Source organism: Methanoregula sp. UBA64 (assembly GCF_002502735.1).
Taxonomy (GTDB): domain Archaea; phylum Halobacteriota; class Methanomicrobia; order Methanomicrobiales; family Methanospirillaceae; genus Methanoregula.
This window is the reverse complement of the sequence record NZ_DAQC01000008.1, coordinates 51,201-66,689: the sequence shown is the minus strand read 5'-3', so window position 1 is coordinate 66,689 and position 15,489 is coordinate 51,201. Positions and strand designations below refer to the sequence as shown.

General features: G+C 57.6%; 18 protein-coding genes. 10 read left to right on the top strand and 8 right to left on the bottom strand.

Features of this window, described 5'->3' with window-relative positions:
• Positions 1 to 636 precede the first annotated feature (636 nt).
• Positions 637 to 1,389 carry an ABC transporter permease gene (locus BP758_RS10825; RefSeq protein ID WP_292370897.1) on the top strand — a complete coding sequence of 251 codons (753 nt, stop codon included), beginning with the start codon at positions 637 to 639 and terminating at the stop codon, positions 1,387 to 1,389.
• A gap of 95 nt (positions 1,390 to 1,484) precedes the next feature.
• Here the strand turns inward: BP758_RS10825 and BP758_RS10820 are convergent, their stop codons facing one another.
• Both BP758_RS10820 and BP758_RS10815 read right to left on the bottom strand, forming a co-directional pair.
• Positions 1,485 to 1,760, bottom strand: coding sequence for a type II toxin-antitoxin system YafQ family toxin (locus BP758_RS10820; protein WP_292370896.1), 276 nt, complete (start codon positions 1,758 to 1,760; stop codon positions 1,485 to 1,487).
• Positions 1,753 to 1,965, bottom strand: a complete 213-nt coding sequence (locus BP758_RS10815; RefSeq protein WP_292370895.1) for a hypothetical protein — start codon at positions 1,963 to 1,965, stop codon at positions 1,753 to 1,755. The genes BP758_RS10820 and BP758_RS10815 overlap by 8 nt, the downstream gene beginning before the upstream one ends.
• A gap of 173 nt (positions 1,966 to 2,138) precedes the next feature.
• On the opposite strand from BP758_RS10815, the gene BP758_RS10810 reads away from it, so the two are divergent.
• The 5 genes from BP758_RS10810 (at position 2,139) to rpl12p (ending at position 5,105) form a co-directional block, all read left to right on the top strand.
• Positions 2,139 to 2,606, top strand: coding sequence for a hypothetical protein (locus BP758_RS10810; protein ID WP_292370894.1), 468 nt, complete (start codon positions 2,139 to 2,141; stop codon positions 2,604 to 2,606).
• Positions 2,607 to 2,740: 134 nt separating this feature from the next.
• Complete coding sequence (locus BP758_RS10805) at positions 2,741 to 3,217, top strand: 50S ribosomal protein L11 (protein WP_292370893.1); 477 nt, start codon at positions 2,741 to 2,743, stop codon at positions 3,215 to 3,217.
• 57 nt (positions 3,218 to 3,274) lie between these two features.
• Positions 3,275 to 3,919, top strand: coding sequence for a 50S ribosomal protein L1 (locus tag BP758_RS10800; protein WP_292370892.1), 645 nt, complete (start codon positions 3,275 to 3,277; stop codon positions 3,917 to 3,919).
• Positions 3,919 to 4,767: a 50S ribosomal protein L10 gene (locus tag BP758_RS10795; RefSeq protein WP_292370891.1), complete on the top strand. Its 849-nt coding sequence runs from the start codon at positions 3,919 to 3,921 to the stop codon at positions 4,765 to 4,767. Before BP758_RS10800 ends, BP758_RS10795 begins: the two co-directional genes overlap by 1 nt.
• A 26-nt stretch (positions 4,768 to 4,793) precedes the next feature.
• Positions 4,794 to 5,105 (top strand): 50S ribosomal protein P1, encoded by a 312-nt coding sequence (gene rpl12p / locus BP758_RS10790; protein WP_292370890.1) that lies wholly within the window; start codon positions 4,794 to 4,796, stop codon positions 5,103 to 5,105.
• A gap of 101 nt (positions 5,106 to 5,206) precedes the next feature.
• On the opposite strand, the gene BP758_RS10785 is transcribed toward rpl12p, so the two are convergent.
• The 4 genes from BP758_RS10785 to hypF all read right to left on the bottom strand — a co-directional run bounded on the left by BP758_RS10785 (position 5,207) and on the right by hypF (position 9,928).
• Entirely contained in the window at positions 5,207 to 5,821 is a 615-nt protein-coding gene (locus BP758_RS10785; RefSeq protein WP_292370889.1) for a TetR/AcrR family transcriptional regulator, read from the bottom strand.
• 301 nt (positions 5,822 to 6,122) lie between these two features.
• Positions 6,123 to 7,121, bottom strand: a complete 999-nt coding sequence (locus tag BP758_RS10780; RefSeq protein ID WP_292370888.1) for a radical SAM protein — start codon at positions 7,119 to 7,121, stop codon at positions 6,123 to 6,125.
• Positions 7,122 to 7,153: 32 nt separating this feature from the next.
• Positions 7,154 to 7,567: a hypothetical protein gene (locus BP758_RS10775; RefSeq protein ID WP_292370887.1), complete on the bottom strand. Its 414-nt coding sequence runs from the start codon at positions 7,565 to 7,567 to the stop codon at positions 7,154 to 7,156.
• 126 nt (positions 7,568 to 7,693) lie between these two features.
• Positions 7,694 to 9,928: a carbamoyltransferase HypF gene (gene hypF, locus BP758_RS10770; RefSeq protein WP_292370886.1), complete on the bottom strand. Its 2,235-nt coding sequence runs from the start codon at positions 9,926 to 9,928 to the stop codon at positions 7,694 to 7,696.
• A 58-nt stretch (positions 9,929 to 9,986) separates the two neighbouring features.
• Between hypF and BP758_RS10765 the strand changes: the two genes are divergently transcribed.
• The 4 genes from BP758_RS10765 (at position 9,987) to BP758_RS10750 (ending at position 13,727) form a co-directional block, all read left to right on the top strand.
• Positions 9,987 to 10,499, top strand: a complete 513-nt coding sequence (locus tag BP758_RS10765; RefSeq protein WP_292370885.1) for an ArsR family transcriptional regulator — start codon at positions 9,987 to 9,989, stop codon at positions 10,497 to 10,499.
• A complete protein-coding gene (locus BP758_RS10760; protein ID WP_292370884.1) occupies positions 10,483 to 11,292 on the top strand; it encodes a MarR family transcriptional regulator in 810 nt (269 codons plus the stop codon). Before BP758_RS10765 ends, BP758_RS10760 begins: the two co-directional genes overlap by 17 nt.
• Positions 11,289 to 13,373: a DEAD/DEAH box helicase gene (locus BP758_RS10755; protein ID WP_292370883.1), complete on the top strand. Its 2,085-nt coding sequence runs from the start codon at positions 11,289 to 11,291 to the stop codon at positions 13,371 to 13,373. The genes BP758_RS10760 and BP758_RS10755 overlap by 4 nt, the downstream gene beginning before the upstream one ends.
• 66 nt (positions 13,374 to 13,439) lie before the next feature.
• Positions 13,440 to 13,727, top strand: a complete 288-nt coding sequence (locus tag BP758_RS10750; protein ID WP_292370882.1) for a zinc ribbon domain-containing protein — start codon at positions 13,440 to 13,442, stop codon at positions 13,725 to 13,727.
• A 58-nt stretch (positions 13,728 to 13,785) separates the two neighbouring features.
• Here the strand turns inward: BP758_RS10750 and BP758_RS10745 are convergent, their stop codons facing one another.
• Positions 13,786 to 14,628 (bottom strand): hypothetical protein, encoded by an 843-nt coding sequence (locus tag BP758_RS10745; RefSeq protein ID WP_292370881.1) that lies wholly within the window; start codon positions 14,626 to 14,628, stop codon positions 13,786 to 13,788.
• Positions 14,628 to 15,470: a polymer-forming cytoskeletal protein gene (locus tag BP758_RS10740; RefSeq protein WP_292370880.1), complete on the bottom strand. Its 843-nt coding sequence runs from the start codon at positions 15,468 to 15,470 to the stop codon at positions 14,628 to 14,630. Before BP758_RS10740 ends, BP758_RS10745 begins: the two co-directional genes overlap by 1 nt.
• Between the last annotated feature and the right edge of the window lie 19 nt (positions 15,471 to 15,489).

The window sequence follows — 15,489 nt, the reverse complement described above, 5'->3', positions numbered from 1 at the left end:
GGGGGATCGTGCAGGTACAAAATGATCCGCGGTATCCGGACGGAACCGGAGTTCTTACGTCATAAAAATGGAATATTTCCGACCGGATCCGTTCCGCAAAAACAAAATGTACCTTAACGATCCCCCACACGGGCCCTGCATTTTTGCCCGGGATTGGGGAGGATCCCGGCTGCTTTTACGGAGCAGAACCGGAAGTGGAGGCAAAGCCTTGCAAAGGGATAGTCGGGCAGGGTATCCTTAAGGTACAAAGTAACGGGCGGGAAATAATCCAAAAAACCTGAAGCCGGTATGTCCCCGGGCAAGCGAAAAATAACTGCAATTATTTTTTCATTCATCGCCAGATATATTTTGCAACGGAAAGATATGCGGTAGTATGTGCCACTGGTACTGTTGGATCTGCGATAATCGCGCTAGATGCGCGAGAATGGGGTATTGCTGCTGAACACCTTTGATCTCCTGTTGCCGAACCGACAGGAATCGGATTAAAAAAAAACTTCACCATTTTATTGCCGGTATATCAGGCACTCTGCCAAGTTCCGACGGGTGCTAAAAATCCCCCGGGAAAGAGGGTTCCGGCAATCAAGAGATTATGGGTAACCACCTGCGGATACACCGGAAGATGACGGGTTCCTGATCATGGATATCGTGTACGCCATCTGGCTCCGGTCCATGAAGCGATTCATCCGTTCGCGGAGCGGTATCGTCGGCAGTATCCTGATGCCGTTTTTTGTCCTGATCTTTCTCGGGGTCGGCCTGAACAATGTCGTGACCATCCCGGGTCTTGGCGGCGGCGACTACTTCCTTTTCCTCATCCCGGGGATGGTGACCATGAGCGTCATGTTTTCTGCCATAGGATCCGGGGTCCAGATCCTCTGGGACCGGAAGTTCGGGTTTTTGAAAGAAACCCTTGTTGCCCCGGTAACGCGCCTGGAGATCATGGCCGGGCAGACTGCCGGCGGTGCAACGAATGCGGTACTGCAGGGATGCTGCCTTCTCATCCCGGCACTGCTCCTCCTCGGCCTGGAGATCCAGAACATGGCCGGTGTTGCGGTGACCCTCGCGTTCATGGTGCTCATCGGTTTTGGGTTTACGGCATTCGGTATTGCAGTCGCGTCCCGCACCGGGGATTCGGCCGGCTTCCAGCTGATCATGAACTTTGTCATGCTCCCGATCTTCGGGTTGTCGGGTGCGATCTTCCCCATCAGCTCGCTGCCCTCGTGGGCAGTTCCCTTTACCCTGATCGATCCGCTGACCTATGGGGTGGAAGGCATGCGGTACGGCCTGACGGGAGTATCGCAGATTCATCCCGCGATCTGTATTGCCGTGATCGGCGGGTTCTGTATTGCATCGACCGTTGCCGGGGCGTTTCTCTTCCGGAAGATGAAGTAGCCGGTCTCTGCGGTCTCTGATACCGGTTTTTCCCGGATCTCCGGCCGGTAAGACCGAATGCAGGAGGATACCCGGTGAAAAAAAAGAACTGGATCCTAATACACTTCTTCGTGAGTGCCGATATCGATCAGGATAACTTTTGTCCGGCTCTCATCGGTAAAATCAAAGACGAGACGCTGTTCGTACGAGATCCTGAATGACCAGAGCCCCTTGAGGACGCCGCTTAACGTATGGGTCTTGAGCGAGGGGTGAAAAGGATCTTCGGCAAAGAGAATGATTTTCTTTGCAAACTGGTCTTTTAAGTCCGGGTGCCTGCGGATCCACTTCCGGTAGATCTTTTTGAATTGCTCGTCCCAGATGAGCTCAACCATTCAGATCCGCCAGGAGATCCTGTGCAGTCCCTTTCCTGCTTTTCGTGAGATGAGTTTTAGCCTGCGTTGCGCGGCGTGCAATGGCAGAGCGTTTTTTCTCCGCCACTCTTCGCTGGATGACTTCCTGGAGGTACTGCTGGTCTTCGATATCGAGTTGATCAACGTATTCAAGAAGGGTATTAAGGGATACGGCTTCGGGTCCCATTCGCGGCCTCTTATACCATAATTGCTCTGGCCCTACAAAGGCGTTGTGCTGGAATCTCTGGATTATTATGTGTATGCCCACCATCCGATGGGGGTCACTCGGCCGCCAAAAGAATGATATTTACTGAGTTATCGATCCCTTCTGTTTTTATCCTTCCTAATCAATGCACTGATATGGAGTTATTCGACATCCAGCAATTACTATTGAATTATCCTAAATTGTCGAATACCAATGAATTAATCCAAGCTGACATTTTGTTGATGCCCGGGGTTCGCGGTCTTTTTACAAAAGATCAGTTTTTATTTAATAAGTCAATATCAGAAGAGTATCAAATAAATTTTAAGTTTTATTCTGAAAGTCAAACGTCATTCTCTTGCTTATTGGAAGAATCTGCAATCCCCATAGATCATATTTATGATTTTGGAAAAATCATCACCACGATATCTGGATTTTACAAATTGTATCAGATATTGATCAAGAGACTGAAAGGGAATAAATTTCGCATGACAAACTATGTAAAAATTGATGAAAATCGTTATGTTTCACTCAAATTTGAAGGAACTCTTGATGAATATAATGTAGTTCGTGAAGACTTTAAGGCGGTCTTTGATACTGTCGTAAAAGATAAAATGAACAAATGAGGTTTGGTCTAATAAACAGATTCGCGATCGATAGTTCCCTCACCTCCCACGATCACCTTTATTTCCCTTCACGTCAAATTTAACAGACCCAAGCTCGGAACCCTCCACTGGAGGGACGGCATGGTGCAAAGACTATGGCAGAAGTGGTCGAGGTTTTAGTACCCGGCGGGAAGGCAACAGCAGGTCCGCCATTAGGACCGGCGCTTGGACCACTCGGTATCAACGTGAAGGCTGTAGTTGACGAGATCAACGCCAAGACCTCCTCATTCAACGGAATGCAGGTCCCGGTCAAGGTCGAAGTCGACGACAAGAAGAAATTCACGGTCACGGTGGGTATCCCACCGACGACGGCTCTCATCAAGAAAGAAGCCGGTATCGAGAAAGGTGCAGCAACGCCCAACGCCACAGTGGCAGGCAATCTGCCATTCGAAGCCGCAGTCAGAATTGCCAAGATGAAACTTGAAGGCATGCTCTCATACGAAGTCAAGACCGCAGTAAAAGAGGTCGTTGGCACGTGCGTCAGCATGGGCGTCAACGTTGACGGTAAGCGCGCAAAACAGGTGCTTTCCGACATCGAATCTGGCAAGTACGACAGCGTCCTCGTGAAATAATCAGGTGAACACCATAGGAGATCGGACAGGTCCGGTCGCAAACTATGGAGGATACTGATGGTTGAAAGGGCCAAGATTCTGGAAGCCGTGAAAACGGCAATTGAAAAGGCGCCAAAGCGGAAGTTCTCCGAAAGCATCGATATTACCATCAATCTCAAGAATATCGATATGGCGCAACCGAAAAATCGTATCGACGAGACGGTATTGCTCCCGAACGGAACCGGCGAAAAGACCGGCATCTGTGTTATCGGCAAAGGCGATATCGTCACGCAGGCAAAGGAAGCCAAGGTTGATCTGATCATCGGTCCCGAAGAAGTGGAACGGCTGGGAGGCGCCCCGCGTGAAGCACGCCGGGTCGCAAGTACCTACAAGTACTTCCTTGCCGAGACCGCGGTCATGCCGCAGGTCGGTCGCTATTTAGGTCCCCGGCTCGGTCCGCGGGGCCGCATGCCGATGCCGATCGCAGGCCAGACCGATATCCGGCCGATTGTCGAACGTCTCCGAAACTCCGTGAAGATCCGCACCAAGGATAAGACGGTCTTCTCGATGAAGGTAGGCTCGACGGCAATGACCCCGGAACAGGTCTCCGAGAACATCGATGCGGTCGTCAAGCGTGTCGAATCTGTCCTTGAACAGGGACACCTCAACGTCCGGTCGATCTTCGTAAAGACAACCATGGGTCCGTCCGTGAGGCTGGTATAATGGCAATCTACACCCATCACCTGCCGGCATGGAAAAAGGACGAAGTTGCGGAGCTCAAGAAGCACGCGAAGGAATATACCCTGATCGGGCTTGTCGACATGTACGGCATCCCGGCACAGCAGGTGCAGCAGATCAGGAGGAACCTCCGCGGCAAGGCCGTTATCAAGGTAACAAGAAACACCTTGATCGAGCACGCGCTCGGCGAGATTGGCGGGGATGCAAAAGGCCTCACCAAGTTCATCTCCGGCCACTCCGCAATGATCTTCTCGAACGACAACCCCTTCAAGCTCTACAAGCAGCTTGAGAAGACCAAGACCAAGATGGCCGCAAAAGCCGGCGAGACCGCTCCCGAGGACATTGTCATCGAGAAGGGCCCGACGAGCTTCAAGCCCGGCCCGATTGTCGGCGAGCTTCAGCAGGCCGGCATTCCCGCAGCAATTGAAGGCGGCAAGGTCAAGATCAGGGAGACCAAGACCGTTGTCAAGAAAGGCGCCGTTATCTCGGCAAAGCTTGCAACTGTCCTTATCAAGCTGGACATCAAGCCCATGGACGTTGGTCTTGCCCTGCAGGCAGCGTTCCACGAAGGCCAGATGTTCGAGCCGTCCGTGCTTGCCATCGACGATGCGAAGATCCTCGGACAGATCGAGCTTGCAGGCCGCCAGGCATTCAACCTGTCGGTGAATGCAGCGATCCCCACGAAGGAGACCATGGCACCGATCCTGACAAAGGCGGTCCGTGATGCACGCGGTCTTGCGATTGAAGCGGCTATCTACGAGAAAGACGTGGTCGACGCGATTATCGGTAAAGCCCAGAGAGAAAGCCAGGTGTTACAGACCCTGGTAAAATAAGAGATTTACAAAAAAGGTGAACTAAGATGGAGTATATCTATGCAGCACTTCTCCTGCACAAGGCAGGCAAGAATGTCGATGAGAACGGCGTAAAGGCAGTCCTTACCGCCGCAGGTGTAAAGGCAGACGACGCACGTGTCAAGGCACTCATTGCAGCTCTTGACGGTGTCAACATTGAAGAGGCTATCAGCAAGGCAGCCGCAGCACCGGTCGCCGTTGCAGCCGCAGCACCCGCAGCAGCAGGCCATGCAGCACCAGCCAAGGAAGAGCACAAGGAAGAGGACAAGAAGCAGGAAGAAGAGAGCGGCATGGCAGGGCTCGGTGCCCTGTTCGGCTAAACCCTTTTTCTTTTCTTCTTATCCGTACATTCCTGCCCGGTACCGGGCGCTTTGGTTTTCTAAAAAAAAGTAAAATGCGACAGAGCGGGAGCGCCCGGGTATTACGGTGTTTTCCCGTCTTTTGGCCCAATCATCAGGATCCGTTCTGCTGAGACTAGCCAGTCTTTTTTGGCCTCGCGCCGGTCTTTCCCGAGCATATGGTAGATGAATGCAAGGCCGAGCGTCAGGCCGTAGATTGCCCGGACCGCGGTCCTGATATCGACCTCCGCCGGGATCTGGCCCGCGGCCTGGCGTTTTTCGAACTCATCGCGGAGTTTTACGAGGGTATCGTCGTACCCTTTGCAGATCCGGTCCCGGAACTGTTCGTCCTGCGCTGCCCGGGCAAGGGCCTGCATGAAGATGGGTGCGGCCGGTTCCTTGCCGGAGAAGATCGCTTCTGCAATGAGTGCGAGCAGATCGTGGATATCGGACTCTGTCTCGGCACTGGCGGTTTTTAAGGAGTAGCTGAGGTGCTTTACGAGCTCGACTGCGACCTCCTCCATGAGGGCGTCGCTGTTCTCAAAATAGGTATAGAGGGCCCCCTTGGTCACGCCGACCTTGCGGGCAACCGTTTCGAGTGTTACGGTATTCCAGCCGGCTTCGTGGGCGATCTCCAGGGTGGCATCGATGATCTTCTTTTTTGCAACGTTCCGGTATTCGGGGTTGATCCTTGGCATGGATGTACCTGAACTTTGTATTCTGCCTATATTCACCTTTCGTTGGGTTATCTGAACCGCGGGGAAAATAACTGAACAACAGTTTAATATAGTAAACGTGATTACAATACTATGGGACGCGGGGAAAGCTCTCCCGCAGGCTGCCCCGGGCAAAACCTGTCCGGTAACGACAACCCTTGTCGTGAAAAATGACACCTCTTTACCCTCTCACTCGTGTCAGGACAGGTTTGTAGGGCAGCCACCCTTCGTTTTCCTGTCTTCTGGAAATACCCTGGGAAAAGCAGTTTTTGGGGTCGGTCCCTTACACCGGCACGCCCACGTAGATATTGTTCTTCGCGGATACGATCTTTACCCGGACCTGCCCGGATTCCTTGTCGCAGCCAAAGACCGAGACCACCCGGTTTCGCGCAACGCCCAGCTGCTCGCCATGGATCCACCCGGGAGCCCGGATCTCGACGGTTGCCTTCTCGTCTTTTCTGAAAACCTGCGGGAGCGATGGCCGGCGCACAGTTGCAAAATCGCGTTTGGGATCGAGCCGGAGGTGCAGGCCCGAGGCCTTCTCCCACTCCTTGATGCTCCGGTTGAAGAACTGCCACCAGCTCTGGACTTTCACGCCTTTTGGCGTCCGGCCGTACTTGTAGCGTTCGAACTTCTGGATCCCGAGCGGGGGGAACTTCTTTCCCGCCCCGCACTCCCGGGCAAAGGCGATCAGCTTTGGGATCTCTGCATCGTTGATCCCCGGCATGTACACCGGGGCGACGAGCAGGTCCATGGAACTCAGTGCAACCGCACGGGCCGCCGCCGTCACCTGCCCGATATCGTACCGGTCCGTGCCGGCAAGGTACTGCGCAAGCGCCGGGTCGAGCGCATGAAGCGAGAGGTTCACCCGGTCGAGACCGGCATCGGCAAGGGCCCGGATCTTTTTGTCGTCAAGGAGCGTGCCGTTGGTCTGGAGGGATACAACCGAAACTGCGTCGATTGCCTTGAGTGCCGCGACAAGTTCCGGAAGCTGTGCGTACATGAGCGGCTCGCCGGGGGAATCGATGTGGCACTCCACGCCGGTTCCCTTGAACGGGGCGATCTCCTCTACTGCCGAGAGGAGGTAATCGAGCTCCACCTCGTAACTCGTGGCCCGGGTGGTCGATTCCGGGCCGGCATCGACCGAGCAGAAGGGACAGTTTAAGTTGCAGCCGCAGCTCGGGCGTACCTGTAACAGGCTCGTGCCCCGGTCGATAACACCAAAATAGAGCGACCCGACAAGGGGGATATCAGATTCGGCCGTGATGCGGACATGTGCCATACGGGGTAATCCTGTCCGCCCGACACCGGCCGTTATTTACGGAACCGGCAACCCTGCCACTTGCCCCGGAAGATGACCGGGCGGGGATTTTCCATCTGCGGGAGCAGGTACTCGAATGCATCCTTGTCCACCGGGGTCTTTTTGTTCCTGCGGCAGAACTGGACGTAGGTATCGTACATGATATCGAGCGGAACCGTTCCCGCGGGATCGGTGACGAGCAGGTTCTGGTGGAAGTCCCAGATCCCCTCGAACTCCGCGTCATCGTCTTTTAGCGGCCGGACGATCCCGAAGTTGAGCTCGGCGCTGACGCTCTCCTCGTCGGCCCGTGCCTTGATCTGGAGGAAATACTCCTGGACTGCTGCAAGGCCCTGCCGCAGCTCGGTGAGCTCTTTTTCAAGGCTCTGGATCCTCTGTTCCTGTTCCTGAATGATGTCCAGCGGATACATCGTTCGTTATCTCATCTTTGTACTTCCGTCAAGATAAAAGGCTTGTTTTTTTAGGGTATCGTACATCGTAAAAAATAAAACCCGGAGGTAAAAATAAAAAAAGAGAACGCCGGCGCGGCGGGAGGATCAGTCCCGCTTTAAAGAGAGCATACCCGCCCAGACGCACTGGCCAAACGAGACGCAGCCGTCGCCGGGCGGGTACGCGTCGTTGATGAGGAAGGAAAGGCCGGCGCCTCTTACCTCGGAACGGATGGTCTCGCGGATCGCCCGGTTCGCGACAACGCCCCCGCTCAAGGCGACCGTCGGGATCCCTTCGCGTTCCGCTGCCCGGATCGCAAGGGCCGCGATTCCCCGGGCAAGGTTGTACTGGACGGAGGCGGCAATAGTGCTGACGGCCGCCCTGTCCCCCGCCAGTGCTGCGGTGTACCGGGAAAGGGCGGTGGCAAGGAGCGCACGGGTCGAGAGAACCTCGCAGCCGCCCGAGGTCGTGATGACCGGCTCCCATACTTCGGGCGTGGCCCCGGCAGCTGCGGATTCGAGTTTCATGGCCGGTTCGCCATCGTAGGTCCGCTCCCGGCAGATACCGAGGAGTGCCGCTGCCGCGTCGAGCACCCGGCCGGTGCTGCTCGTCATCGTGACATTGAAACCGGTGGCGACCTGTTTTTGTATCACGCCCAGTTCGATCCCTGTCCAGCCCCGGGAGGAGAGCAGGTCCCTGCATGCATCGTCGGGGAGGATGCCGTAGAGCATCCGCTCGGGGAACTTTGTTGCAAGGTCGCCGCCCGGCATGGGCACCGGTTCGAGGTGGCCGACCCGGGCAAGATCCGGCACCTGCCCGGCAAAGACCTCGCCGCCCCAGACCGTGCCATCGTCCCCGTACCCGACGCCGTCGATTGCAATTCCGACACACGGGTCGGTCGTGGTTGCGGCAATATGGGCCCGGTGGTGCTGGACCGGGACAAGCCCGATCCCCTTCTCCTCTGCGATCTCCCGTGCGTACCGGGTCGAGAGGAACTGCGGGTGGAGGTCGTGGGCCACGATATCGTACTCTGCGCCGAGGAGCCGGGTGAGTTTTTCTATGGTCTCCTGCAGGTACGCAAGCGTTGCCGGGTTCCGGACATTGCCCACATGCGGGGACGTGACGGCAAAGCCCCCTTTGTAGATCGTGGCATTCGCGTTGAGCTCGGGGCCTACGCCGAGGATACAGTTGTTCCCGAGATCGATGGCCGTCCGCTTCGGGGCAATTCCCCGGGAGAGCCGGAGGATGTACCCGTCCCGGACAACCGAGTCGTCCACCCGGTTTGCTATCGCCCGGTTGTGGACGAGGAAATAGTCGGCGTCTTTGGCGAGTTTCTCAAGCGCCGTCTCCGTGTCCGTGATCATCGGGTAGCCGGGCATGTTCGCGCTCGTCATGATGAGGAGCGGGTGGCTGAGGTGCGAGAAGAGGAGGTGGTGGAGCCCGGTGTAGGGAAGCATGCAGCCGATGGTGTGCAGGTTGCTGATACCTGCGTGCGAGGCAGGGTTTTTCTTTTCGAGCACTACGATCGGGTGGACCGGGCTTTCGAGCAGCTCGCGCCCGGCTGGCGAGACCACGGCAATTTCATCCGCATAGCCCGGCCGGGTCATCACCGCGAACGGCTGCTCCACCCGGCCGAGACGCTTTTTGAGTTCTCCCGAGGACTCTTCCGTGCAGGCAAGGTGAAAGCCTCCGACCCCCCGGATCGCAAGGATCGATCCTTTGTCGAGCAGGGCCGCGGCCTCCCTGACCGGGTCTTTGCACGGGAGATCGGCGCCGGCCCGGTCGAGGAGCCGGAGCTGCGGGCCGCAGGTGTGGCAGGCGATGGTCTGGGCGTGGTGGCGCCGGGAGTGCGGGTCGCCGTACTCGCCGGCGCAGGGACCGCACATCGGGAATGCGTCCATACTCGTGCGCTCCCGGTCATAGGGGATCGCGTTGATGATGCTGTACCGGGGGCCGCAGTTCACGCACGAGGTCGCCCAGTACCCCTCGTACCTTCCCTTCGGGGAAAAAATATCCTTCACGCACGCGGCGCAGATCGCAATATCCGGCGGGATCATCCCGGAAAAAGAGCCGGTTGCGCTTTTTTCAATAGAAAAACCCTCAGGGATGGTCCCCGAAAAATCAGTAACCTGCACGGAATCGATCCGGGCCATGGGGGGACCCCGGGAGACGCTTGCAACAAATTCGTCGAACCGGTCCCCCGCTGCAAGGATCTCGACCTCGCTCCCGAGGTTTTTTACCCGGCCACAGATCCCCAGTTCAATGGCTTTTGCATACACAAAAGGGCGGAACCCGACACCCTGCACGATGCCGCGAACCGAAATTTTTCCCCTTTTTTGCATGGAGTATACCGCATAAATTTATTGATTTATACCGCGATATAATTATAGGGTTTTCACTGTGCCGGGTCATATCCGAATTGTCAACGATCCCGTAGAACTGGTTCCGCTCCTCATGACGTTCAACAGTCCTTCGTTCAAGAAAGTCTATGAACTGCTCAGCAAATCGTGGATGACCGAGGATGAACTGCTGGCTCAGGTAAAAGACGATTCCGTTCCGGTCTGTATCCAGGTTTTAAAGAAGGGCAACCTCGTCGAGGAACAGTGGCGGATGCCAAAACCCGGCGAGAAACCGCAGCGGGAGTACCGCGGGACCTACAACAAGTTCCGGGCAAACTTCCAGTGCAACCTCCAGGACTTAACCGATATCCTTTACATATCGCTTTCCAATGACGAGAACCTCCGCGAGGTTGTCGGCAGGATCGAAGCTGAGATGGGGAACGGCAACACGTCGATCGGCGATCTCTCCCGCAAGTTCGGGGTAAGCCCGGTCTTTATCCGGGGCCTTGCAAAGAGGATCCCCGAGCTCGACGTGAAAGGACAGGGGCTGGTGCTGCTTGACACCGGGCGCTAAGGATCCCCTCAATTCTGTTCTGCGCAGCAAGCGCGAGGTATCCCGGTTACAGATTTTAGTCGAGATCGCCGAACACCAGCCGGCAGTCCGGCAGCAGGAGATTGCCGTAAAACTCGGGGTCACCCCGCAGGCGATCTCCGAGTACATCCGCGAGCTTACCGACGAGGGCATGGTCTCGGCAAGCGGCCGGGGCAACTACGAGGTGACAAAGACCGGCATCGAGTGGGTGCTCGCGAATGCCGAGTCGCTCGAAGCCTATGCCCGCCATATCCGGCGCGATATCATCCAGCAGGTCTCGGTCTGGCCGGCGATTGCGGCCGAGAACCTCCGGGCCGGCGACGAGGTCGGGGTTTTCATGAAGGGCGGGTTTTTGTATGCCTCAAAAAAGCCCCAGCAGGCAACGGGAACGGTTGTCGCCGATGCAAAAAAGGATGAGGACGTGGGAGTCGCCCGGTTAAACGGGATCATCGAGCACCACGAGGGATCGATCCGGATCTGCAAGGTGCCGAGGATCCAGCACGGCGGTTCGCGAAAAGTGGACCCGGAAAAACTAAAAAAAGTGATCCACGGGGCCGGGTTTGTCGCGGCGGTTGGCCTCGAAGCCTACATCGCGCTCAGGGCCGCCGGCAAGAAACCGGACCTCTTTTTCGGGGCCCGGGAAGGAACCATCGAGGCGGCATTCCACGGGATCGACTGCGTGATCGTGATCGTTGACGAGGAGTTCACGGATTTCCTAAAACGCCTCGAAGGTGTCGGGCTCTCGTACGCCATCGTCGATCTCTTTGCCCCATGAAGATCCTCGTCCAGCCCACAAAAGGCAGTTACAAGCTTCTCTTTTTCGACGGGAAGCACGTTGTCGGTGTCGGCATTGTCGAGATGACCGAGACCCCCAAAGGCCCCCGGCCGGTCCGGTACCGGCTCCGCTGGGGTTCACGGAAAGACTACAACGCCACGCCGTCAAAGGATCTCATCTCCCAGCTCCGCGAGGGCGAGGTCCGGATGGTAAAACCGGACTCCGTTTTCGAGGAGTTCATGAAGGCCTTCCAGATCCGGAGCGGGAATGTGGAGGCCTGCCGGATGTGCCTTCTCGACGACCGGTACACGCCCATCAACGAAGAGAACCATGTTATTTTCGGGAAGGGCGAACGCATCTGCCTTGACTGCGGGCGCCGCGAGCTCCGGCGCGAGCTTGCCCCGCTCGGGCACATGGGCCGGGAGACGCTCAAGCATTTCGAGGAACTGCTGGTTGCCACCCGGAACCTCGACAAGGTGCTCGCGCTCGTCCAGCCCGAGCACGTTTCGATGAAGTCGGCGCTCTTCGATCGTATCGAGGCACACCCGGTGCTCAAGACGGCAGGCATTATGGAGCTGCCGCTGCCCCGCGAGTTTGTCGATGCCTGCAAGGTGGAAACCCTCATGCCGGCCCAGCAGCTCGCAGTCGAGGCCGGCCTCCTGCACGGAAAGGACCTCCTTGTGGTCGCAGCAACAGCGAGCGGCAAGACGTTCATCGGCGAGATGGCCGGGATGAAGAACTACCTCTCCGGCCGTGGGCGGATGCTTTTCCTGGTTCCGCTCGTGGCGCTCGCAAACCAGAAGTACGAGCGGTTCACCGAGCGGTACGGTGCCTTTGCAAAGACCGGCCTCTTAACGGGGGTCTCGCGCCTCAACCTGCCCGAGACCCGGAAAGTCGGCGACCGGAACCCGCAGGCCCCGATCCTGGTCGGCACGTACGAAGGCGTGGACAACATGATCCGGTGCGGCAGGAAGATGGCAAACATCGCGACCGTGGTCATCGACGAGGTGCAGATGCTCGAGGACCCGGACCGGGGCCACCGGCTCGACGGGATGATCGCCCGGCTCAAGTACCTCGCCCCGCAGGCGCAGTTCCTGTATCTCTCTGCAACGATCGGGTTCCCGAAGCTCCTTGCAAAGAAGCTCAACTGCCAGCTGGTGCGGTACGACGACCGCCCGGTCGCCCTCGAACGCTACCTCCTCTTTTTAGAGCGCAAGCAGAAGGTCCCGACGATCAAAAAGCTCACGACCGAGGAGTACAAGAACACTTCCTCGAAAGGGTTCCGGGGCCAGACGATCATCTTCACGAACTCCCGGGCCCGCTGCCACACGATAGCCGATGCCCTCGGGATGCGGGCGGCCGCCTACCATGCGGGGCTCTCCAGCCAAGAACGGCGTGAGGTAGAGACAAAGTTCCTCGAAGGCAAGCTCATGGCCGTTGTCACAACGGCTGCACTCGGGGCCGGGGTCGATTTCCCTGCCTCGCAGGTGATCTTCGATGCGCTTGCCATGGGCCGGAGCTGGCTCTCGGTACAGGAGTTTAACCAGATGGCAGGCCGGGCGGGCCGTCCCGACTTCCACGATCTCGGGAAAGTCGTCCTTTTGGCCGAACCCGGCGGGAGCTATTCGCGGGAGATCCCGGGCACGGAAGAGGAGATCGCCTTAAAACTCCTCAAAGGGGAGATGGAAGAGGTGGCCCCGGAGCACGATCTTGAGGCAAGCTCGGAGGAGTACGTGGCAAACGCGGTTGCCTGCGGAGGCGAAGAGGCGGACCTCGCCCGGATCAACACGATGATGGTGGGAAAGATGGAGCCGGTGCTCCCGGAGCTTGTTGCCCACAGGCTCGTGCATAAGGAGGGAACAAAACTCGTCCTCTCCCCGCTTGCAAAGGTGATGTCCGAGCACTTCATCGGTATCGAACGGTTGCTCGAGGTAGTCCGGCTCACGAAACTGATGGACGAGCCGCTCGATATCATCGCAGAGCTCGAAAGCCCTCCCATGGAAAAGGAAGAGCGGGAGAAAAAAGGATCCGGGCGGGGCCAGCCGCAGCACGGGCACAAAAAGGGCCACGGGCGGCGGTAGCCCCTTCTTTGTTCCATTATCCCATTGCTTTAACTGATTGCAAAGAAAAATACAGATACCTGCATTATGATCTGCCCGAACTGCGGGACCCGGCTGCCCGAAGGAAGTACCCGCTGCCACTTCTGCGGGTTTGAGGCAGGCCCCCGCCCGACCCGTGCCGAGACCGGGATAATCGTCGTGTCGCTTGCAGCCGTGATGATCGCAGTCAGCCTTTTTTTTGTTGTCCTCACCGCGGACTCCGGTCTCGACCTCCGGTTCCGGGTAACGGTCTGTTTTGTGATCGGCGCCGTGGCTGCATGGTGCTACTGGAAGATCAGCCGGTGGGTCAGCCCCCGGCTCGCCCGGATCGGCTGATTAAAAAAGAACGACCGCCCCTCCCCGGAGGGAGGTAATTTTCCTGGTGAATCCGGTTTTAGGGTTCTTTTGCCACGCAGAGCCAGTGGTCGTAGAACACATCGCCGGTATTTTCGCGGATCTCGATGCTCCGCCCCGCCTCTTTTGCCCATTCCTCTATCCGGTGCGTCTCGGGCTCGGTCCCGACCGTGATGAGGGTCTCGCGGCTCACGGCAAAGAGGCCGGCTGCTATCGCGTGCCACATCTCTGAGGAGAATGTGTTGATCTCGCCCATCATGATCCCGATGGCCTTTGGCACCGGTTCGGTATAAGCCGCTACCTGCGTGGCATCGATGCACATGGTTTCTTCGGGGAGCAGCCGGCCTTTTTCAAGGCCGAGGGAAAGGAGCGCCGGGTCGTTGTCGAACGAGAGCGGTGTGTAGCCGAGTTCGCGGAGCACGAGCGACCCGACCCCGGAACCGCAGCCGCAGTCGATACAGGTCTCGCCCGTGCCTTTTCCCCAGACACCGGCAATCGCATCGGAAAGGATCCCCTTCCGCACCGGGTTAAGGTCCTCGAATGCCGGCGGCACTTCTTGTTTGAGCAGCAGCGAGAAGTACTCGCGGATTGCCGCAGCCCAGATCGCTCGGTTCTCCTGGTAGATCTCGCCGTTTACCTGTTCGAAGGCATCGATCAGGTCCACCGAAGGGGGCCGGCACAGAAACGATCCTGCGATCCACCCGGCCTTCTCGTGGAAGGCGACTGCGACCGGGTCCTCGTTCTCGTCCACGAGCATCCGCCCCTCGTCGCCGTTATCTGCTGCAAGGAGGCTCGTATAGAGCGGATCGGTGAGGGCTGCAAACGACGGCTCGATGAACGCAACCGCATCCAGCCCGAGGATTTCCGCGGCTTTCTGCGGCATTAGTCCCCGCTCCCGATGTGCATCCCGTGGGGAGCCTCGATGATCCCGTCGATCTTTGCATCCTCGGAGAGGAAGATCTCCTTTGCGATTACGTCGCCGAGGATGTGGGCGCCGGCGTTGACATGCACCTTCCCGCTGCTCTCCACGTTCCCGTGCACGGTCGACCCACCCGCAATGCTGATGGCGCCCCGGGCCCGCAGGGACCCGAACACTACCGTCTCTTCGAGAAGGTCGATCGAGCCGGCCCGGATATTGCCGTGCAGCCGGCACTTCCGCCCGATCTTCATTGACGAGGGAACGGCAAAGACCTTCATGTTGAGTTTCGAGCGGGCGGGTATCATGAGCGGGAGCTCGGCCTTTCCTTCGTCCTCGAAGAAATTGTCGATGATCCGGTCGAGCTCTTTCTCGTTCTCGATCTTTAACATCGTCATGAGGTAGATGAGAATAAAAACGAGCACCGGCATCGGGTTTCTCACCGCAATCTCGCCGGTCGCCTCAAAACCCCCGGCGATCTCCACCTTCTCGCCGATATCGAGCGCCCCGTTAACCACCAGTTTTCCCGCAATGTGAACGCCTTCGCCGATGTAGGCATCCTGTTTCGCGATCACGTCGCTTCCTATCTCGCACATGTTTCCGATCCGGGCATCGCCGTTTGCCCAGATGTACTCGCGGATTGTTGAGGACTCGCCCACGTACACATCGGCGCCCCGCAGGCCGTAATCGATCTGGCAGAACTCCCCGATCACGATGTCCCGGTCGGTCTTGATGCTGTGTTCCTGGAGTTCCGTCCCGTCGGGAAGGAAGCAGTGCCTGTGCCAGTTCTTTACCGAATCCCCGCTCATTGCTCACCCGTGTTCATTT